Raw genomic sequence first — 19154 nt, forward strand, 5'->3', positions numbered from 1 at the left:
AGTGAAAAGTTATGGTGTTCTAGCAGGAATTTATTGAATTTAGTGGAAATAATTAAATATGATTAAAATGTTATGACAGTGAAAAAACTAACAGTCTTTTTTTGTAATCATTTGATACAATAGTTATAACATGTTTCTTTTTTTTATGGAGTTGATATTTAATGGAAAAAACCATTATTAAAGATAAATTAAATAGGCCATTACGAGACTTGCGGATTTCAGTCATTGACCGCTGTAATTTTCGATGCCAATATTGTATGCCCGCGGACCAATTCGGTCCTGACTTTGAATTTTTGCCGCGAAGTGCTTTGTTAACTTATGAAGAAATAGAACGGGTAGCGAAACTGTTTGTTCAACTTGGCGTTGAAAAAATTCGTTTAACCGGCGGTGAACCGCTGTTAAGAAGAGACTTGCCAACCTTGGTCGAAAAGCTTTCGAACATTGACGGTTTAGCTGATTTAGCTCTTACAACGAATGGAGTGCTGCTCCCAAAATTGGCGCAAAGCTTAAAAGATGCTGGTTTAAAAAGAGTTAACGTCAGCTTGGACAGTTTGGATGATGAGCTATTTGGAAAGATTAACGGACGCGGTGTTGGAACAGGTCCGGTACTTGAAGGAATTGAGGCAGCAAAACAAGCAGGATTAGGCGTAAAGCTTAATATGGTAGTTAAGCGGGGGCTGAATGACAGTGAAATTATTCCAATGGCGGAATTCTGTAAAAATAACGGTTTAGAACTTCGATATATTGAATATATGGATGTTGGCTCGACAAATGGCTGGAAAATGGATGATGTAGTAACGAAAAAGCAGATTTATCATTTATTAAAGGATCATTTCGAATTGGAACCTGTAGACCCAGCATATTATGGCGAGGTCGCAAAACTGTACCGCTACAAGGATAAGGACGTTAATGTCGGCTTTATCACCTCCGTTTCCGAATCGTTTTGTTCCAGCTGTACTCGTGCCCGGCTTTCTGCCAATGGTCAGATTTTTACTTGTTTATTTAATGGAAATGGCCACGATATCCGGAACTTTATGCGCAACGGCGCAACAGATGAGCAATTAGCGGAGCGGATAACAGCCATTTGGAATGGCCGCAATGACAGGTATTCGGATGAAAGAACGGCAGAAACAAATAAAAATCGCAAGAAAATTGAAATGTCTTATATTGGCGGCTAAAGCCTTTTAAAAAACGAGCCTGCATTTGACTGCAGGCTCGTTCTTCTTACAGATATCTAGGGAATAGAATGTTATTCTCAAGATGGACATGCATAAAGGTCAGGCTCTCTAATGCCTCTAAACGGGCATAAACCAATCGATAGGTACCGCATGCATCGAGTGGGAGAGCAAAATCTGAGGTAACTTCACGGATTTGTCTAAGGATTTCTCCGGCATGATCATGCTCTTTTTCAAGTTCAACAATCATTTGAATTGCTTCCTCGCGATTTGGCACGGTACCGTCCTCGAGCTGTCTAATTAATGGGAATACGACTGCCTCTTCTTTTTCCATATGCTCTATCAATTCCTTCTTAAACTCGTAGAACAGTTCATTTACTTTTAATAATTCTGGATGATTGTCACCATGCACGCGGGAAACCTTCGTGACATAAGGACTGAGATTTTTTAATTCCTCTTCAGAAGCGCGATGATAATTTTGGATTACATGGTCGATGATTGTATTGGAATGGGAATCAGTCCAAACCTCTACATCCTTTTCAGTATGTTCGTACTTCTCAAAAACGACTTTTAATTCATCCAAAAGAGTATTCATATCTAGCCCATGCTGGGCAGCTGCCTGTGTTAATGGAATATTTCCACCGCAGCAAAAATCAATGCGGTTCTTTTTAAAAACATCACTTGTCTTTGGTATTTCGTTCACAATATCTTTAACTAATGAGTCAGCAGAAAATGGGAAAGTCATTTATATTTCCTCCTTTTAATATCATAAAGGTAGTACTTATTAACCTAATCATAAGCTAAACCGGGAAAAAACTTGGTGACCTGCATCACACATCTCCTATGATTTTTTGTTTCTACAAGGAATCTTTCAAAAAAGGTGTGATATTTGATATGTCAATGAGTTTTTTGTAGGCTTATAATAAACATGGAAAAGTACGAATAATGAACTGTTTTAGATAGGAGCCGATGAATTTGTTTGAAAGAAGACAACCCATTCCAATAGCAGAGGCAGTAAAAAAAATTATGGAATATGAAATGCAAGGTGTTACAGAGCCGGTATCGATTGAAGAAAGCTATGGTCGCTTCTTGGCAGAGGATTTAACGGCAACTTGTGATGTTCCTCATTTTGACCGGGCACCATATGACGGCTTTGCGATAAGATCGATTGATTCAAGTGACGCATCAGCTTCCCATCCTGTTGAATTTGAAGTGGTTGATCATATTGGTGCCGGGATGGTTTCACAAAAGTTGATCGCAGCAAATCAGGCTGTCCGTATTATGACAGGTGCGATGATGCCTGAAGGAACCGATGCGGTAGTGATGTTTGAAGTAGCGCAAGCCTATGAAAAAAACGGAATACCGTATATGTCTATTAAGCGGGAGTTTAAAGCAGGAGAGAACGTATCATTTCACGGAGAAGATGCAAAGGAAGGCGAAGTTCTCGTCAGAAAAGGGACATTAATTAATCCTGGAATACAAGCCATGCTGGCAACCTTTGGCTATAATCATGTCCCTGTTGCGAAAAAACCATTAGTTGGTTTATTTGCAACTGGAACGGAATTATTGGAGGTTGATGAACCATTAGTTCCCGGGAAAATTCGAAATAGTAATTCACATATGATTGCTGCACAGATTGAAAGAGCCGGCGGGGCAGTCCAATATTTAGGCAAGCTCCCGGATGTTTTTGATACTTGTTTTACCGCTGTAAAAAATGCTTTGGATAAAGTGGATATTTTGATCACTACTGGAGGTGTTTCTGTCGGAGACTATGATTTCCTTCCGGAGATTTATGAGAAATTAGAAGCGAAAGTGCTATTTAACAAGGTTGCGATGCGGCCGGGAAGTGTAACGACAGTTGCTCAGCATAATGGAAAGCTGCTATTTGGGCTCTCTGGTAATCCTTCGGCATGTTATGTGGGGTTTGAACTCTTTACCCGTCCGATTATTCGCCGGATGCTTTGTTCTTCCAAACCGCATTTACGGATTGAAAGAGCAATACTGGAGACTGATTTTCCTAAAGCTAATCCATTTACAAGATTTGTCCGCAGCTCAGCTTACATCGAATGCGGCAAACTGAAAGTTACTCCAAGCGGATTAGACAAGTCTAATATTATTATGAGTTTGGCAGGTGCCAACTCACTGACGATTCTTCCGGGCGGGACAAGAGGTTTTACCAAAGGCGCAGAAGTGGATGTTTTATTGCTTGAAGACCAAGCAGGCAGTGAATGGCCGTGGTAAAACCGGTAATCCTCCAAATAGTAGGTTATCAAAATAGCGGGAAGACAACATTTACAGCGAAATTGATCGAAAGACTGACCAATCTTGGAATCAAAACAACTGCAATTAAACACCATGGTCATGGAGGAAAGCCGGATGTCCCTGAAGGAAAGGACTCTTCAAGATATGTGATGTCAGGTGCGGCCGCCGCAATTGTTGAAGGAGGCGGCCGCTTAGTGCTGCAGGCAGAACATGAAAAATTCAGCCTGGAAGATCAAATTCAGTTATTGGCTTTCTTTCATCCGGACGTTATTTTGATAGAGGGCCATAAGTCAGCCAATTATCCTAAGCTGGTAATGGTCAAGGAGATGGCCGATACAATTTTATTAAATAAACTAGATAACCTTGAGGCTGTATTGTACTGGCAGGAGGATATAAAGAGGTACATTGAGACAAATATGAATATACCCTGCTTTTCGATCGATGATGAATCGGTGGTAAATTTCATTGTTCAATTATGTACAAAGTGATGTTCTTCACTTATTTTTCTAGTTGCCTAATTTATAGTAATGGTAACAGGAGAAGGAGTGAAAGAAGATGAAGCTATTTTTACCAAAACAGCATGGCGCCTGGGCAATGTTAATCATCCCATATTGGCTTGGCGTGTTCAATGGCGGCTTTTTATGGCAGCATATTCCGTTTTTTTTAGGCTGGCTATTATTATATTTAGCAACATATCCGATGCTCCTGATTTTTAAAAAGAAAAAGGTCCCTTATTATATAAAATGGACTTTTATATATATGCTGCCGGCTTTATTGCTGCTTATCATCCCGCTAATGGAAAGGCCGTCAATTTATTTTTTTGGCCTGTTAATGATTCCGTTCTTTATCATAAATGCTTATTACACATCCATTAATCGGGACCGGGCTTTTATGAATGATATTAGTGCAATTTGTGCGTTTTCTATTGCCGGGCTGGCAAGCAGTTATTTTGGAGCCGGCGGGATTACTATCGAAACACTTATTTTCAGCTTTTTAAGTTCTATTTTATTTTTCATTGGCTGTACATTCTATGTGAAAACGATGATTAGGGAGAAGAAAAATTCACAATTTAAATGGGTTTCTTGGGTATATCATTCTCTTTTAGTCCTTTCCTGGCTGGTATTTGGCTTATGGATCGTCGTCCTCGCTTATATACCAAGCTTGGTCAGAGCGATTATTTTTTACGGCAAAAAGCTATCTCCAAAAGAAATTGGAATTTATGAAATTGTGAACTCTGCTATCTTTTTTATCTTGATGGCTATACAAATTCTAATGTTAAAATAAAAAAATCGGTCAAATTTGACCTAAAGGCTGTCAAAAAACTTTCGATAGCCTTTTATTTTATATAAATACTTTAATATTTCACCGCGTTAATTTATTATAATATTATTAAGATATATGCCTTTCAATAGGTCTGTTGATTTCCGCTCCAGGCGGCTTCGCTTTCCGCGGGCGTGCCGGGGAGCCTCCTCGGCGCTGAAGCGCCTGCGGGGTCTCCCCCTGCCCCGTACTCCCGCAGGAGTCTTCGCCGCCTTCCGCTCTAATCAACAGTCTGTTATTAATAAAGAGCTTCCGTTCAATTAATAAATAATTAAAAAGAAGTGATGAAAACAATGTTTAAGCCAAAAGAGTTTAGCCAAAGTGAATATGAATTTGTGTCTATTGATGAGTTAGTTCCAGACGACCACCTCCTTCGCTTGATTGACAAATACATTTATTTTTCATTTCTTCTAGAAAAAGTTCGTCCTTATTATAGTCATGATAACGGACGCCCTACTAATCCCCTTATTCTTTTTAAAATGATGTTTATTGGGTACATTTACAGCATTCGTTCTGAACGTCAATTAGAAAGGGAAATAAGGACAAACGTCGCCTACCGCTGGTTTATTTCCTAAATGGAAATTCTCGTATGATAAAGACCGTAATCTATATGTTTGTCCTAATAAGCAAGAATTAACGTACAAAACAACTAACCGGGAGGGGCATCGAGAATACAAGACAGATCCAAAGAAATGTGAAAACTGCCCACTTCTTTCCCAATGTACACGATCTAAAAATAAGGTCAAGGTAGTGACACGTCATGTTTGGGAAGAGCACAAAGAAAAGGTAAGATTAAACCGTTTATCAAAATCGGGAAAAATACTTTATAAATTTAGAAAGGAAAAAATTGAGCGAAGCTTTGCAGATTCAAAAGAACTGCATGGGCATCGCTACTGCCGGTTACGGGGATTGAAGAAAGCAAGTGAACAGGCTATCCTTACGGCAGCCTGCCAAAATATAAAAAAAGATTGCAACACACTTAGCTAGGCTAGAAAAAGTGTGTTGCAATACTTCAGGTTGATTTGCCCCCTGTTGATTGGAGCGGAGGGCACTCGACTCCTGCGGGATAGAGAGGTCACTGGAGACCCCACAGGCGCTAAAGCGCCGAGGAGGCTCCAGGAACCTCCCCGCCGAAAGCGAGTGCCCGTAGCGGAAATCAACAGGTCCGTTAGCAAAGACAATCTTTTAATAAAAATCAGTATATTAGGTCTGACAAAATGAAAAATTGTCGAGAAAAATACCCTTTCCCGACAATCTGACGGTCAAATTTGACCGATTTTTTTATTTTAATCGACTTTGCATATTTCTACAGGGCAGTCTTCACAATCAATTTCCAGTTTCAAATAATCTATGTCATGGATGGTGATGGCACCTTTTGAAATGGAAATAATCCCGTTTTTTCTTAAATCACTTAGGAGCCGATTGACCACTTCCCTTGAGGTTCCGCAGAAATTAGCTAATTCTTGATTTGTTAGAGGAATATTAATCAAAATTCCATGGTTCGTATTGATTCCGTAGCTGTTACAAATCCGGATAAGAGTGGAGTATAAAGCTCCTTTTTTGCCATGCAGGACCAAGTCGCGAAACTTAGTTTGGGTTTTTCTATATTGCAGGCTCATCCATCTGATGAATTCAAAGGCAAGCGGAAGGTCTTGTGATAATTTTTCCTCAAGCTCATCTTTCATAATGACAGCGACTTCTCCGCTTTCGATTACACGTGCACTTAATAAATAGCGAGAACCCGGGGAAAATAAATTTAATTCACCCACGAAATCACCGCTGTTGCACATTCTTAAAGTAAGTTCACGTCCATCAGGGATGATTTTGCTAAGCTGAAGGATGCCGCTTTGAATGATAAACAATTCTTCCGCCTGTCCGCCCTCTTGGAATAAAAAAGAGCCTCTTTCAATTTTTTTAACGTGATGCACTGTTTCAAAAAGATGAGACAATGTGATCGGAATTTCTTTCACTGACTGCATATTCATAACCACCTTTACAGGTATGTCTATATAATTTGAATCAAAGTTGTTGTGCCAAGATATTACTATAATTATATTGTTTACAAAGAATAATTAGCAATATAAGTGGAATAAGTTCATACAATCGTCATAAAGCTTTGCCGTATTTCTTAGGAAATATGTCGAATGAAAAAAAAGAAAGAAATTCCTTTAATGGACTTCAATGAAAAGGAAATACTAATAATGTAAACATGAAGGAGGGTCATTATGGGACAAAATCGTCAATTCAAACCAGGGAATAAAGCTCCTAATAATGGTGTGTATATTGAAGTTGGAGATACCGGAAGCAATGTTATTAATCCGAAAAAAATAAAGCTTAAAGCAGGGGATCCATTTCCTGAAAATTCAAATGACGAACGGGTATGGACCTATCAGCGGAAACCTTAATGAGCAAAAGTAGACAAAGTCATCCTCTAAAAGGATGGCTTTATCTTTTACTTTTATATCAGGTTTTTCTATAATAAAGGTAAAAGGTCAAGAAAGGTCAAAGGGAGTGGGAAATATGGATATAAATCGTATGACTGAGCGGTTGCAGACGGGGATTATGGTTGCGCAGAATCTTGCTATAAAGAAAAACCATCAAGAAATTGATGAAGCCCATTTATTTTTGGCCCTAATGGAACAAGACGATAGTTTAATAAACGCCATTTTAACAAGAGCCAATATTCCGGTTAAGAAGGTACAGGAATACTTAACAAATTCGTTGGCAAAAAAACCTGAAGTAAGCGGCAGCGGGGCAGAGCAGGGGAAGCTCTATATTACCAATAAGCTTCAAAAGTTATTAATAAGTGCCGAAGAATTTGCTGCTAAATTTTCAGATGAGTATATTTCTGTTGAACATCTTCTCTTAGCTGCGGTATTTGCGACGGATTCAGAAATGAAAAAAATCGTCCAATCAATAGGCGGTACAGCTGAAGCGATTTTAAAAGCAATTAAGGAGATAAGGGGGAACCAGAGAGTGACATCACAAAATCCAGAAACAGGATATGAGGCATTAAAAAAATACGGAAGAGACCTTGTCGCTGAGGTGAAAGCAGGAAAGCTTGATCCAGTCATTGGCAGGGATGCTGAGATCCGGAATGTAATACGAATTCTCTCAAGAAAAACAAAAAATAATCCTGTCCTAATCGGTGAGCCAGGTGTCGGAAAAACGGCGATAGTCGAGGGGCTGGCACAGCGGATTGTTAGGAAGGATGTTCCTGAAGGTTTAAAGGATAAAACGATTTTTTCCTTAGATATGAGTTCATTAATTGCTGGGGCTAAGTTTAGAGGGGAATTCGAAGAACGCCTAAAAGCTGTGTTAAATGAAATAAAAAAAAGTGAAGGACAGATCTTGTTGTTCATTGATGAAATCCATACGATAGTCGGTGCAGGCCGCACGGACGGTGCAATGGATGCCGGCAATATGTTAAAACCGATGCTGGCCCGCGGCGAGCTTCATTGTATCGGTGCAACCACCTTGGATGAACACCGTAAATATATTGAAAAGGACCCCGCACTGGAACGTAGATTTCAGCAAGTATTGGTACAAGAGCCAACAGTTGAGGATACAATTTCGATTTTGCGCGGACTTAAAGAACGATTTGAAGTGCACCATGGGGTGAAAATTCATGACCATGCATTGGTTGCCGCTGCTACTTTATCAGACCGCTATATTACGGACCGCTTTTTGCCGGATAAAGCAATTGACTTGGTTGACGAAGCCTGTGCGATGATCCGTACAGAAATCGATTCTATGCCTACGGAGCTTGATGAAGTAACGCGCAGGGTCATGCAGCTGGAAATTGAAGAAGCGGCGCTGAGAAAAGAACAGGATGAAGCCAGCAAACAAAGGCTTGAAACGCTGCAAAAAGAATTAGCTGATTTAAAGGAACAAGCTAATACGATGAAGGCCAAATGGCTTGAAGAGAAGCAAAATATAACCAAGCTCCAGGAAAAACGGGAGCAAATTGAAAAACTTCGCCGGGAACTTCAGCAGGCAGAAGATAAATATGATCTTAATCGCGCAGCAGAACTGCGCCATGGTCTCATTCCAATGGCGGAAAAAGAATTAAAAGAACTTGAAAAAGGTGCCGAAAATGATGAAAAGCTTCTTAGGGAAGAGGTTACAGGTGAAGAAATTTCCAATATCGTCTCTAGATGGACCGGCATTCCGCTGGCTAAATTAGTAGAGGGAGAACGAGAAAAGCTTTTGAGATTGGAATCGATTCTACACGAACGTGTCATCGGCCAGGATGAAGCCGTCAATTTGGTGGCTGATGCGGTCCTGCGCGCCCGGGCTGGAATTAAGGATCCTAAACGTCCGATTGGCTCATTCTTATTTTTAGGACCAACTGGTGTAGGGAAAACTGAACTAGCCAAAGCGCTTGCAGAATCATTATTTGATAGTGAGGAACAAATCATTCGAATTGATATGTCCGAATATATGGAGAAACATGCTGTTTCACGTTTAATTGGAGCCCCTCCCGGTTATGTGGGATACGAAGAAGGGGGACAGTTGACGGAAGCTGTAAGAAGAAGACCGTATTCCGTTATTTTAATGGATGAAATTGAGAAAGCTCACCCAGAAGTATTTAATATTCTGCTTCAAGTTTTAGACGATGGCCGAATTACCGATTCCCAAGGCCGGGTGGTGGACTTTAAGAATACTGTAATTATTATGACATCAAATATAGGCTCACAATATTTACTTGAACGGACTGAAAACGAAGTTGAGATATCGTCAGCCACAAGGGAAAAGGTTATGGGACAATTAAGAGTCCATTTCCGTCCTGAATTTTTAAATCGCATTGATGAAACCATTCTCTTTAAACCATTGTCATTGACAGAAATTAAAAAAATTGTAGTGAAGATGTTAAAAGAGCTCGAAAATCGTTTGAAAGAGCAGCAAATTCAGATTACAATCGGTGAAGATGCGAAAGAATTCATTGCGGCAAATGGATTTGATCCCAATTATGGAGCTAGGCCGTTAAAGCGGTATATTCAGAGAAATATTGAAACGAAGCTCGCTCGCGAAATAATCGCTGGCAATTTGTTTGATGGTTCAACAGTTGAAATAACGGCAGGAAATGGGGAATTGGCGGTCAATGTTCATAAATAAAAAAAGGTCTTCCATCATGGATGGAAGGCCTTTTTTTAATGCTTTTCCACAGGTTGATTTGGAACAACAGCTGCTAAAACAATGATCAAAATAGATACTACGAGAGAGACAACTGCTGCGGCTGCATAATCAAATGTTGCACCTGACATTGAACTAACAACATATGCAAGCATTTCTACTAAAAGAAATGACCAGAAAAAGGTCCAAAAATATCGCACTATTTTTTCACCTGCCTATTTTCATCAGCTTTAATAGTACCATAACCATTAAAAATAATAAACAACCTTTTTAGCTCAGGGAGAATCTGAATATAGGCGAATCCCCTTTCATCTTTTGTGAAGCGGCATACAATATATTGAGGAAATATGTAAAAGGAGATTTACCGATGGATTGTCGAGCGTTTCAGATGGATACCCAATGGAATATTATTTATTATCCAGCAAGACCCAATGGATTTGGGGTTTTAATCATTGGTGATGAAAGGCATTTTGTGGATGAAAGTAAATGCTTTTGGACACAAAATGAAGGCAAGCATGCCATTTTAAATGAGCTAAAAGAAAAAGGGTACACCATTTTTTCCTCAAATCTTTATGGGCGGCATTGGGGGAGTGAGAATGCCGTAGAACTTGCACAGCGGGTTTATGAAAGAATAATCCGAAGTGAGATTCTTAATACAAAAATTCATATTTTGGCGGAAGGCATGGGAGCGCTTGTCGCCGTTAAGCTGATGGAGAAAATGAACGGCGCGATTCGTTCTGTCATCCTTCTAAATCCAATTCTTTCATTAAAGCATCATCTCGAACAGGAAAAAGAACATAAATTTTTTTATAAAAAATTAATTAAGGAATTAACATCTGCATACAAAATGGATCAAAAAGAATTGGAAAATAAAATTTTCGGCATTGAAGAAAATATTCAGTTCAAACCGGATTTACCTGTTAAGATTATCCATGTCTTATCGAGCGGCAGAGCTTATAATCAATCAAAGCAATATAAAAAATTATTAGCCGGTTCAACATTAAACCCGACCTTTCTCGTCCCTGAAAAAAATCATTTAATAGGAAAAACTTGCATAAGTTTTTTTCAAAGTTGTGAATTGAATCTATAACATCAACCTCCTCAAAAGAAATAAATCCTTTATGTGCGGCATACGATACATTAAGGTTAGTTTGAGGAGGTTAAACCCATGGACAAGGCCATTATTATAGGCGTTTATAACTTTGTCAGTTTTCAGCTTTGCCAAACATTGTTAAATAAAGGAATCGAAGTAAAAGGTATTCAAATTGATTCGCAAACCAATTTATTTCTTGAAGAAAAAAGGCTGGAAATCGGCAGGAATGCAAATTTTATTGAGGTATCGTTACCACATTTAAATAAAACGGATGGAAGGGAAAAGTCCGGGAAACAACCGCTTATTCTTTCCGTATATGATCTATACATGCAACGCCATGAGAAGATTTTAGAAGATAAAACAGTATTAAATGAAATTGTTCATTACTTAGGACAAAATAAAAATAGCACTAATTTGGTGATCATCGCCCCCATTCAATTTTTGATTGATAATAGATCGTTTATCTCACCCTTTTTAGCACGAACCCGTGATCTGGAAATGAACATACAGATGATTTATCTGCCAACAATATTTGGACCATGGCAGCCGCCGATATTTATGTTCCAGCAGGCAATCGCCTCATCTTATTATAAAGCAAATATCACCCCATCGGATCGTGAATGGACAGAAGATGCCCTCTTTGCTGCAGACGCCGCCGAGACAATGTATGAAATAATTGAGACAGGAAATCCCGGCAGTTATTTGCTTGAAAGCGGGAAGAAGGGCTATTGGGAACAGTGCGCGGCATATTTTGATAAAAATATTAAGGCAAGTGAACAGCGGATCTCGGTTCCAATGGACAGGGAAATTACTAGAGTAAAGGCTAAATTCTTGACACCAATCTCTGAGGCGGTCACTCTTCAAAAAGAGCATATGAAATTACTTAACAATACCAATTTCTAACTTTTTGTCCATTATTTTTAATGTTATATGGATAAAAGCGGAATCTGAGGAAAATAATCTTTGCATTTTTGTCATCAACGGTTAGAATAAGTATTAAAAAAGGATATTTCTAAGAACCTCCTATATACTTACGTATAACATGAAACGAGTTATAGAAAAGGCAACCGTACGAAGGAGATGCATTAGATGCTAAACCGTTTCGGTATAATTTTTATATGCCTTTTACTGCTTGGCGGTTGCAGCGGACCGAATCCCAAAGGAAAATTGCAAAAGGTTGGCCTTTTAGTTCCTGAAACCATTAATGACCAAGTTTGGGGAACAAAAGGCTTTAAAGGAATGTTAAGAATACAATCAAAATTTGATGTAGATGTTTTCTATAAAGAAGGGATGAATTCACAGTCTGCAGTTGAAAGGGCAGTAAAAGAATTTTCACAAAAAGGGGTAAATTTGATATTCGGCCATGGCTCGGAATACGGTGAATATTTCAATAATATTTCTAAAGACTATCCGGAAATTCATTTTGTTTCCTTTAATTCTGATGCTAAAAATTCAAACACCACCAGCTTAAGTTTTAAGGCATACGCAATGGGGTTTTTTGGGGGGATGGTCGCGGCGCATATGTCAAAGCTAAAAAAGGTTGGCGTACTGGCAGCATATGAATGGCAGCCGGAAATTGAAGGATTTTACCAAGGGGCAATGGCGGAGGACAAAAACATCCAGGTGAGTATCGACTATGTGGGTAACTGGGATGACGAGCAGAAAGCCGTTCAATTAGCAGATAAGATGATAGAGAAAGGTGTTGATGTCATATACCCTGCCGGAGATGGTTATAATGTTCCTGTTATTGAAAGAGTAAAAGAGCGGGGGCTGTATGTGATTGGCTACGTTTCCGAACAATCTGATCTAGGAGAATCTACTGTTTTAACAAGTACCATCCAACAGGTTGACAAATTATATGAGAAAGTAGCAGAACAATATAATGAGGGCGAGCTTAAGTCAGGGAATTTATTTTTCGATTTTCAAGATGATGTTATTTGTTTAGGGGAATTCAGCCCTTTGGTTAGTAAGGATTTTATTCAAAAAATGAATCGTTATATTGAAACATATAAAGTTACAGGGAAATTACCGAAGTAAAAGGAGATACATAAAATGTTCGAAGACAAATCATTACAATTTATGCAGATTGCGATGAAATATTTACCTGAAGCAAAGGAGCAGCTGGACAAGTCTGGCGTTGAATTATCAATGGATCTTATTGAACCTTTTATGAATTTATTTATGAAAGTCATGCAAGAGGCATATGAACTCGGCCGGGAGGATGCTATTGCCAATAAGTAATAAATTTAGCTGCCATGTAGTATGGCAGCTTATTTCTTTTTAATATATTGTTCTATATAGGGATAGACCTTTTGAAATAACGGTTTTAATCCGTGGACAGATTCAATTAAAGTATCAATATGGGTAAACATTGCCTCTATATCGATTGTAGGCTGATTAGGATATAGAGAGTGGATTGGATTATTCTCCGGCATCTGCCTAGAAATCTTTCTTGCTCTATCTGAGCCGAACATTAAGGCTGTGAATGGATCTACATTGTCCTGCTGCCCCCTCTGCTCCTTATGATTACTTGGGGGCCATTGTTCAGATGATTCAAAAGGTTCATCCGTGGATTTCTCAAACTCAGAATGCCCAGACGGGATTACCTCTTCAAGGCCCGCTAAATCCTGTTCGTCCATTGCTTTCGCTCCTTTCAAATGGTCCATTATTATTTACAATATGAATAATTAATGAAATTCGAGAGTACATTAGCGGAGAAGATCAAGCAGAAAAAGTTGCGAAAAAGAGGTTTTTTTTGATAAAATTAGTACCAAGTCATAATAATTGATATAAAATTGTATATATATGGTTTTACTTCAAAGGAGATGGAAATATGAGGGCTGGTATCATTGGCATGGGCAGGTACTTACCTGAAAAAGTAGTCACAAACCATGATTTAGAGAAAATGATGGATACATCAGACGAATGGATCCGTACAAGAACAGGAATAGAGGAGCGTAGAATTGCCGCAGATGACGTAGATACTTCAGATATGGCATTTTCCGCCGCCCAAAAAGCAATTGAAAATGCAGGAATCACTCCTGAGGAAATTGATCTAATCTTAGTAGCAACAGTAACACCTGACTCGCCATTTCCATCTGTGGCATGCAGAATTCAAGAGAGATTAGGAGCAAAGAAAGCTGCAGCAATGGATGTAAGTGCGGCGTGTGCCGGATTTATGTATGGGATTATAACAGCTAAACAATTTATTGAATCTGGTGTCTACAAACATGTCTTAGTTGTGGGAGTCGAAAAGCTTTCCAAAATCACCGATTGGACAGACCGTAATACCGCTGTACTATTTGGTGATGCTGCAGGCGCGGCGATTATTGCACCAGTATCTGGAGACCGAGGAATTCTTTCATTTGAATTGGGTGCTGATGGAACAGGCGGTAAGCATCTTTATCAAGATGAATACATCATCATGAACGGCCGTGAAGTCTTTAAGTTTGCCGTGAGACAAATGGGTGAAAGCTGTATTAATGTATTGGAAAAAGCAGGGCTAAAAAAAGAAGATGTAGATTTCCTTATTCCACATCAAGCGAATATTCGTATTATGGAGGCCTCTCGTCAACGACTAGAGCTTCCTGAAGAAAAAATGTCTAAAACCGTTAATAAATATGGAAATACGTCTGCAGCCTCGATTCCAATTTCACTAGTTGAAGAATTAGAAGCAGGAAAAATTAAAGACGATGACTTAATTGTAATGGTTGGATTTGGAGGCGGCTTAACTTGGGGCGCCATTGCAATCCGCTGGGGAAAATAATAACGGCAAAAAAAGATAAAATAGTTTATAAGAAAAGCTTTATAAAGGAGATGCGCAAATGGAAAAACGTAGAGTTGTCGTGACAGGCGTTGGAGCGGTAACACCACTTGGAAACGATGTTGAAACAACTTGGAAAGGGATTTTGGAAGGAAAATCCGGGGTTGGCCCTCTGACAAGAGTCAACGCGGATGATTACCCTGCCAAGGTTGCCGCAGAAGTGAAAGACTTCGATCCAGAAGTGTTTATGGAAAGAAAAGAAGCGAGAAAAATGGATCGCTTTACGCAATTTGCAGTTGCCGGTGCTATAATGGCGGTTAAGGATGCAAACTTAACGATAAATGAAGAGAACTCCCACCGTGTTGGAGTTTGGATTGGTTCCGGTATTGGCGGAATGGAAACCTTTGAACAGCAATTTGAAATTTTTCAAAAAAGAGGCTACAAACGGGTAAGCCCATTCTTTGTCCCAATGTTAATTCCCGATATGGCAACTGGTCAGGTTTCCATTACTCTAGGGGCAAGAGGCTTTAATTCCTGTACCGTAACGGCCTGTGCGACAGGAACGAATTCTATCGGAGACGCCTTCAAAGTGATTCAGCGCGGTGATGCCGATGTAATGGTAACCGGCGGTGCGGAGGCACCGATTACAAGAATGTCCGTTGCCGGCTTCTGTGCCAATACAGCTCTATCCACTAATCCTGATCCAAAAACAGCGAGCAGGCCGTTTGATAAGAACCGGGATGGTTTTGTCATCGGTGAAGGCGCCGGAATTGTTATTCTGGAAGAATTAGAGCACGCATTGGCGCGTGGTGCTAAAATATATGCTGAAATTGTCGGATATGGAGCTACAGGGGATGCTTATCATATCACTGCACCAGCACCAGGCGGTGAAGGCGGTGCAAGGGCAATGAAAACGGCGATTGATGATGCCGGACTTAAGCCTGAAGATATTGATTATATCAATGCTCACGGAACAAGCACAGAATACAATGATAAATTTGAAACGCTTGCTGTTAAAGAAGTTTTTGGAGAACATGCTTATAAAACAGCAATGAGCTCCACCAAATCAATGACAGGCCATTTACTTGGCGCTGCTGGCGGTGTGGAAGCTATTTTTACTGTGTTGGCAATGAAGAACAGCATTCTTCCACCGACAATGAATTACGAAACACCAGATCCAGAATGTGATTTGGATTATGTAACAAATACTGCCCGTCCAAAAGAAATAAAAGCGGCAATGAGTAATTCATTAGGTTTTGGCGGTCATAATGCAACAATAGTTTTTAAAAAATATGAATAAACAATGCCCGGCCTGTATTAATAGGCTGGGCATTTGCATTTTTCGGAAGCACTGAACATCCCTTTAATTCATTCATAAAATATTAGAAGTTCAAATTTAAAATGAATGGGGAGCTCAAAATGGGGATTATTCGTACAGATGAATGGCTTCAAAAGCATTTTGACCGACCAGCAAAAATCTGCGAACGGCTTATTCCGTATTTCAATGGGCAAACAGCAAGTGAAATATACAGTCAACTGCAAAAGTTTGGAATGTACCGGCCGTCTTGGAGAACAGGAAAAAATTTCGAGTCAATGCATGATGATAAGGCGTGGAATCAAGTGGAAAAATTGTTTTTGAAATATAAAAATAAATGGTCAGGACCTGACATACCAGTATTTCTCTTCCCATTGGAGCAGCGAGGGGGATTGTTTTTCAGACACGAAGAAAGGAATAAAGCAGGGGTTTCCTTTCCGGATAAAATGTTTCTATTTTTGTCCCATTATGATGATCCAAAGGAATTAGAGGCACTCATTGTCCATGAATATCATCATGTATGCAGATTGCGCTCATTGAATAGAAAAATGGAAGATTATTCATTACTCGATTCCATCATTATTGAAGGACTTGCTGAGTATGCCGTTTTAAAACATTGCGGTGAAGAGTATATAGCCAATTGGTGTAATATTTATACAGAACGAGAAATGACGATACTTTGGAATCGCTTTCTTAGAAATCAGCTGGATAAGAAAAAAAATGAACGAATACATGACGAGTTATTATATGGCGGAGGAAGAATACCATCATTACTCGGATATGCTGCTGGATTTAAAATAGTGAAGGATTTTTATCAAAAGGACAATTATTCTACAAAACTATCTTTTAGTATCCCTGCCTCAAAATTTATAAATGAAAGGAATATTATTCAATAAAAAAGCCTAGAAAATAAAGGCTTTTTTTATTTGTAATTGCTTGTTTATTGGAAATCTTGTAAAAAAGTCTTGCAATTGTAATAATTCTGTAATAGAATTCTATTTAAATATAGCAAAATTTAATAATAATTCCAAATGTAAGAAGGTGTACTATGAGCACAAAAAAGTCATTACTCAAAGAAGCACCGCTCCTCGAAGTAAAGAATTTAGAGACTGCCTTTGATATTGATGGTACATATTATAATGCTGTGGATAATGTTTCCTTTAATGTTAAACCTCGGCAAATTGTCGGAATTGTAGGGGAATCTGGCTGTGGTAAATCGGTCATGAGCCTTTCGATCATGCAGCTTTTACCAAAAGGAATTGGCAAGGTGAAATCAGGCGAAATTATTTTCGACGGAATCAATCTTGAAAAGCTGTCTGAAGGGCAAATCAATAAGATTCGCGGTAAAGATGTCTCCATGATTTTCCAGGAACCGATGACCTCTTTAAATCCAGTTTTTACAATAGGGTATCAGCTGCAGGAAGTGCTGTTTAACCATATGAAAATTTCAAAACAAGAGGCCCGTCAAAAGGCGGTCGCATTATTAAAAAGTGTGGGGATTTCCCGGCCGGAAAAAATCGTAGATGAATACCCGCATCAATTATCGGGCGGAATGAGACAGCGTGTTATGATTGCGATTGCGATTGCCTGTCAGCCTAAATTATTAATTGCTGATGAGCCTACGACAGCGCTTGATGTTACTGTACAAGCCCAAATTCTTGATTTGTTAAAGGAAATTCAAGAAGTTAACGATATGTCCATCATTCTGATCACCCATGATTTAGGTGTAGTAGCTGAAATGTGTGACGAAGTGATTGTTATGTATGCTGGAAGGATTGTTGAACGTACAGATGTTGATACACTGTTCTATAATCCAAAGCATCCATATACATCTCTACTTTTGGGAGCGATTCCAAAAATGGAGGAAGAGGAAGAACGGCTTAGTTCCATTCAAGGAATTGTCCCATCTCTTACAAATATGCCAAAAGTAGGATGCCGGTTTGCCAACCGCTGTCCAAAAGCGATGCCTGAATGCTTTACAACCACCCCTAAGCTTAATGATGTTGATCAAGGACATGAAGTAGCTTGTTTACTCTATAAAACTAGTAAACCAAGAGAAGGGGTGAAGTAATGAGTACAACTACCCTAAATAAAAAAAACGGAAACCATTCCTCTCAATTAGAAAACCTGTTGGAGATCAAGAACTTAAAAACCTATTATCCTGTAAAAGGCGGCTTCTTTAAACATACGGTTGGGCATGTAAAGGCAGTTGATAATATTTCATTTGAAATCAAAAAAGGGGAAACCCTGGGGCTGGTTGGGGAGTCGGGCTGCGGCAAATCAACTGCAGGGCGAACAATTTTAAGACTCATAAAGCCAACAGAAGGCCAGATACTTTTTGATGGTAAAGATATTACTAATATTTCCGGAAAACATTTGCGGGAAATTCGAAAAGACATGCAAATGGTGTTCCAGGATCCATATGCATCACTAAACCCGATGCAAATGGTGGGGGATATCATCGCAGAACCGATTTACAATTTTATGAAGAAAAGTAAAGAGGAACTAAAGAGGGAAGTTATGGACCTCTTGGAAAAGGTAGGCCTGCCTCCTGATGCTTACTATAAATATGGTCATGAATTTTCCGGTGGTCAGCGTCAAAGAATTGGCATCGCACGTGCACTGGCACTTAGGCCAAAATTAATTATTGCAGATGAACCAGTGTCTGCATTGGATGTTTCCGTTCAATCGCAGGTATTGAATCTACTAAAGGATTTACAGAAGGAATTTGATTTGACATTCCTCTTTATCGCTCATGACTTAAGTGTTGTCAAACATATGAGTGATCGGATTGGAGTTATGTATTTAGGAAATATGGTGGAGATTGCGGATAAGGATAGTCTTTACGCAGAACCTTTGCATCCATATACCAAAGCGCTGATTTCGGCAATTCCTTCTCCGGATCCAAGGCAGAAAAAGGAACGGATCATTCTGACCGGCGATGTCCCAAGCCCAATTAACCCGCCATCAGGATGTCCGTTCCACCCGCGATGCCCTATGGCAATGGAAGAATGCTCGAAAACAAAACCGGTATTAAAGGAGGTGAAGCCGTCTCATAGAGTAGCTTGCCACCTTTATTAAAAAATCTAA

General features: G+C 39.3%; 19 protein-coding genes and 1 pseudogene. 16 read left to right on the forward strand and 4 right to left on the reverse strand.

Annotated features, from left to right (window positions below; all coding sequences use genetic code 11):
• Positions 1-161 precede the first annotated feature (161 nt).
• On the forward strand, positions 162-1178 hold the full coding sequence (gene moaA / locus A6749_RS19895; protein WP_066394904.1) for a GTP 3',8-cyclase MoaA: 1017 nt from the start codon (positions 162-164) through the stop codon (positions 1176-1178).
• A gap of 46 nt (positions 1179-1224) precedes the next feature.
• On the opposite strand, the gene ric is transcribed toward moaA, so the two are convergent.
• Entirely contained in the window at positions 1225-1920 is a 696-nt protein-coding gene (gene ric, locus A6749_RS19900) for an iron-sulfur cluster repair di-iron protein (protein WP_066394907.1), read from the reverse strand.
• 230 nt (positions 1921-2150) lie between these two features.
• Between ric and A6749_RS19905 the strand changes: the two genes are divergently transcribed.
• The 4 genes and pseudogenes from A6749_RS19905 to A6749_RS27795 all read left to right on the forward strand — a co-directional run bounded on the left by A6749_RS19905 (position 2151) and on the right by A6749_RS27795 (position 5744).
• Positions 2151-3416 carry a molybdopterin molybdotransferase MoeA gene (locus tag A6749_RS19905; RefSeq protein ID WP_066394910.1) on the forward strand — a complete coding sequence of 422 codons (1266 nt, stop codon included), beginning with the start codon at positions 2151-2153 and terminating at the stop codon, positions 3414-3416.
• A complete protein-coding gene (gene mobB, locus A6749_RS19910; RefSeq protein ID WP_066394915.1) occupies positions 3404-3925 on the forward strand; it encodes a molybdopterin-guanine dinucleotide biosynthesis protein B in 522 nt (173 codons plus the stop codon). Before A6749_RS19905 ends, mobB begins: the two co-directional genes overlap by 13 nt.
• Before the next feature lie 67 nt (positions 3926-3992).
• Positions 3993-4721, forward strand: a complete 729-nt coding sequence (locus A6749_RS19915; protein ID WP_066394918.1) for a YwiC-like family protein — start codon at positions 3993-3995, stop codon at positions 4719-4721.
• Between the two features lie 329 nt (positions 4722-5050).
• Positions 5051-5744, forward strand: a pseudogene (locus tag A6749_RS27795) (transposase).
• A 299-nt stretch (positions 5745-6043) separates the two neighbouring features.
• On the opposite strand, the gene A6749_RS19935 reads toward A6749_RS27795, so the two are convergent.
• Positions 6044-6742 carry a Crp/Fnr family transcriptional regulator gene (locus tag A6749_RS19935; protein ID WP_066394935.1) on the reverse strand — a complete coding sequence of 233 codons (699 nt, stop codon included), beginning with the start codon at positions 6740-6742 and terminating at the stop codon, positions 6044-6046.
• A gap of 240 nt (positions 6743-6982) precedes the next feature.
• Between A6749_RS19935 and A6749_RS19940 the strand changes: the two genes are divergently transcribed.
• Positions 6983-7162 (forward strand): YjzC family protein, encoded by a 180-nt coding sequence (locus A6749_RS19940; RefSeq protein WP_066394938.1) that lies wholly within the window; start codon positions 6983-6985, stop codon positions 7160-7162.
• Positions 7163-7277: 115 nt separating this feature from the next.
• Complete coding sequence (gene clpB / locus A6749_RS19945) at positions 7278-9875, forward strand: ATP-dependent chaperone ClpB (protein ID WP_066394943.1); 2598 nt, start codon at positions 7278-7280, stop codon at positions 9873-9875.
• 35 nt (positions 9876-9910) lie between these two features.
• On the opposite strand, the gene A6749_RS19950 is transcribed toward clpB, so the two are convergent.
• Positions 9911-10093, reverse strand: a complete 183-nt coding sequence (locus A6749_RS19950; RefSeq protein WP_066394954.1) for a YjzD family protein — start codon at positions 10091-10093, stop codon at positions 9911-9913.
• A gap of 167 nt (positions 10094-10260) precedes the next feature.
• Between A6749_RS19950 and A6749_RS19955 the strand changes: the two genes are divergently transcribed.
• From A6749_RS19955 to A6749_RS19970, 4 genes are all read left to right on the forward strand, one after another.
• On the forward strand, positions 10261-10983 hold the full coding sequence (locus A6749_RS19955; protein ID WP_066394959.1) for a lipase family protein: 723 nt from the start codon (positions 10261-10263) through the stop codon (positions 10981-10983).
• Positions 10984-11061: 78 nt separating this feature from the next.
• On the forward strand, positions 11062-11889 hold the full coding sequence (locus A6749_RS19960; protein ID WP_066394961.1) for a hypothetical protein: 828 nt from the start codon (positions 11062-11064) through the stop codon (positions 11887-11889).
• A 186-nt stretch (positions 11890-12075) separates the two neighbouring features.
• On the forward strand, positions 12076-13023 hold the full coding sequence (locus A6749_RS19965) for a BMP family ABC transporter substrate-binding protein (protein WP_066394963.1): 948 nt from the start codon (positions 12076-12078) through the stop codon (positions 13021-13023).
• Between the two features lie 15 nt (positions 13024-13038).
• Entirely contained in the window at positions 13039-13227 is a 189-nt protein-coding gene (locus A6749_RS19970; protein ID WP_066394970.1) for a ComZ family protein, read from the forward strand.
• A gap of 29 nt (positions 13228-13256) precedes the next feature.
• Here A6749_RS19970 and A6749_RS19975 read toward each other — a convergent pair whose 3' ends face one another.
• Positions 13257-13625, reverse strand: a complete 369-nt coding sequence (locus A6749_RS19975) for a hypothetical protein (protein WP_066394977.1) — start codon at positions 13623-13625, stop codon at positions 13257-13259.
• Positions 13626-13819: 194 nt separating this feature from the next.
• Between A6749_RS19975 and A6749_RS19980 the strand changes: the two genes are divergently transcribed.
• The 5 genes from A6749_RS19980 to A6749_RS20000 all read left to right on the forward strand — a co-directional run bounded on the left by A6749_RS19980 (position 13820) and on the right by A6749_RS20000 (position 19145).
• Complete coding sequence (locus A6749_RS19980; protein WP_066394985.1) at positions 13820-14752, forward strand: beta-ketoacyl-ACP synthase III; 933 nt, start codon at positions 13820-13822, stop codon at positions 14750-14752.
• A 58-nt stretch (positions 14753-14810) separates the two neighbouring features.
• Positions 14811-16049, forward strand: coding sequence for a beta-ketoacyl-ACP synthase II (fabF, locus tag A6749_RS19985; RefSeq protein WP_066394995.1), 1239 nt, complete (start codon positions 14811-14813; stop codon positions 16047-16049).
• Positions 16050-16168: 119 nt separating this feature from the next.
• Positions 16169-16960, forward strand: a complete 792-nt coding sequence (locus A6749_RS19990) for a DUF2268 domain-containing putative Zn-dependent protease (protein WP_066394996.1) — start codon at positions 16169-16171, stop codon at positions 16958-16960.
• Positions 16961-17112: 152 nt separating this feature from the next.
• Positions 17113-18135: an ABC transporter ATP-binding protein gene (locus A6749_RS19995; RefSeq protein WP_066395004.1), complete on the forward strand. Its 1023-nt coding sequence runs from the start codon at positions 17113-17115 to the stop codon at positions 18133-18135.
• On the forward strand, positions 18135-19145 hold the full coding sequence (locus A6749_RS20000) for an ABC transporter ATP-binding protein (protein ID WP_066395006.1): 1011 nt from the start codon (positions 18135-18137) through the stop codon (positions 19143-19145). Before A6749_RS19995 ends, A6749_RS20000 begins: the two co-directional genes overlap by 1 nt.
• Positions 19146-19154: the final 9 nt, after the last annotated feature.

The sequence above is a fragment of the Neobacillus mesonae genome (genome assembly GCF_001636315.1).
GTDB classification, from domain to species: Bacteria; Bacillota; Bacilli; order Bacillales; family Cytobacillaceae; genus Neobacillus; species Neobacillus mesonae.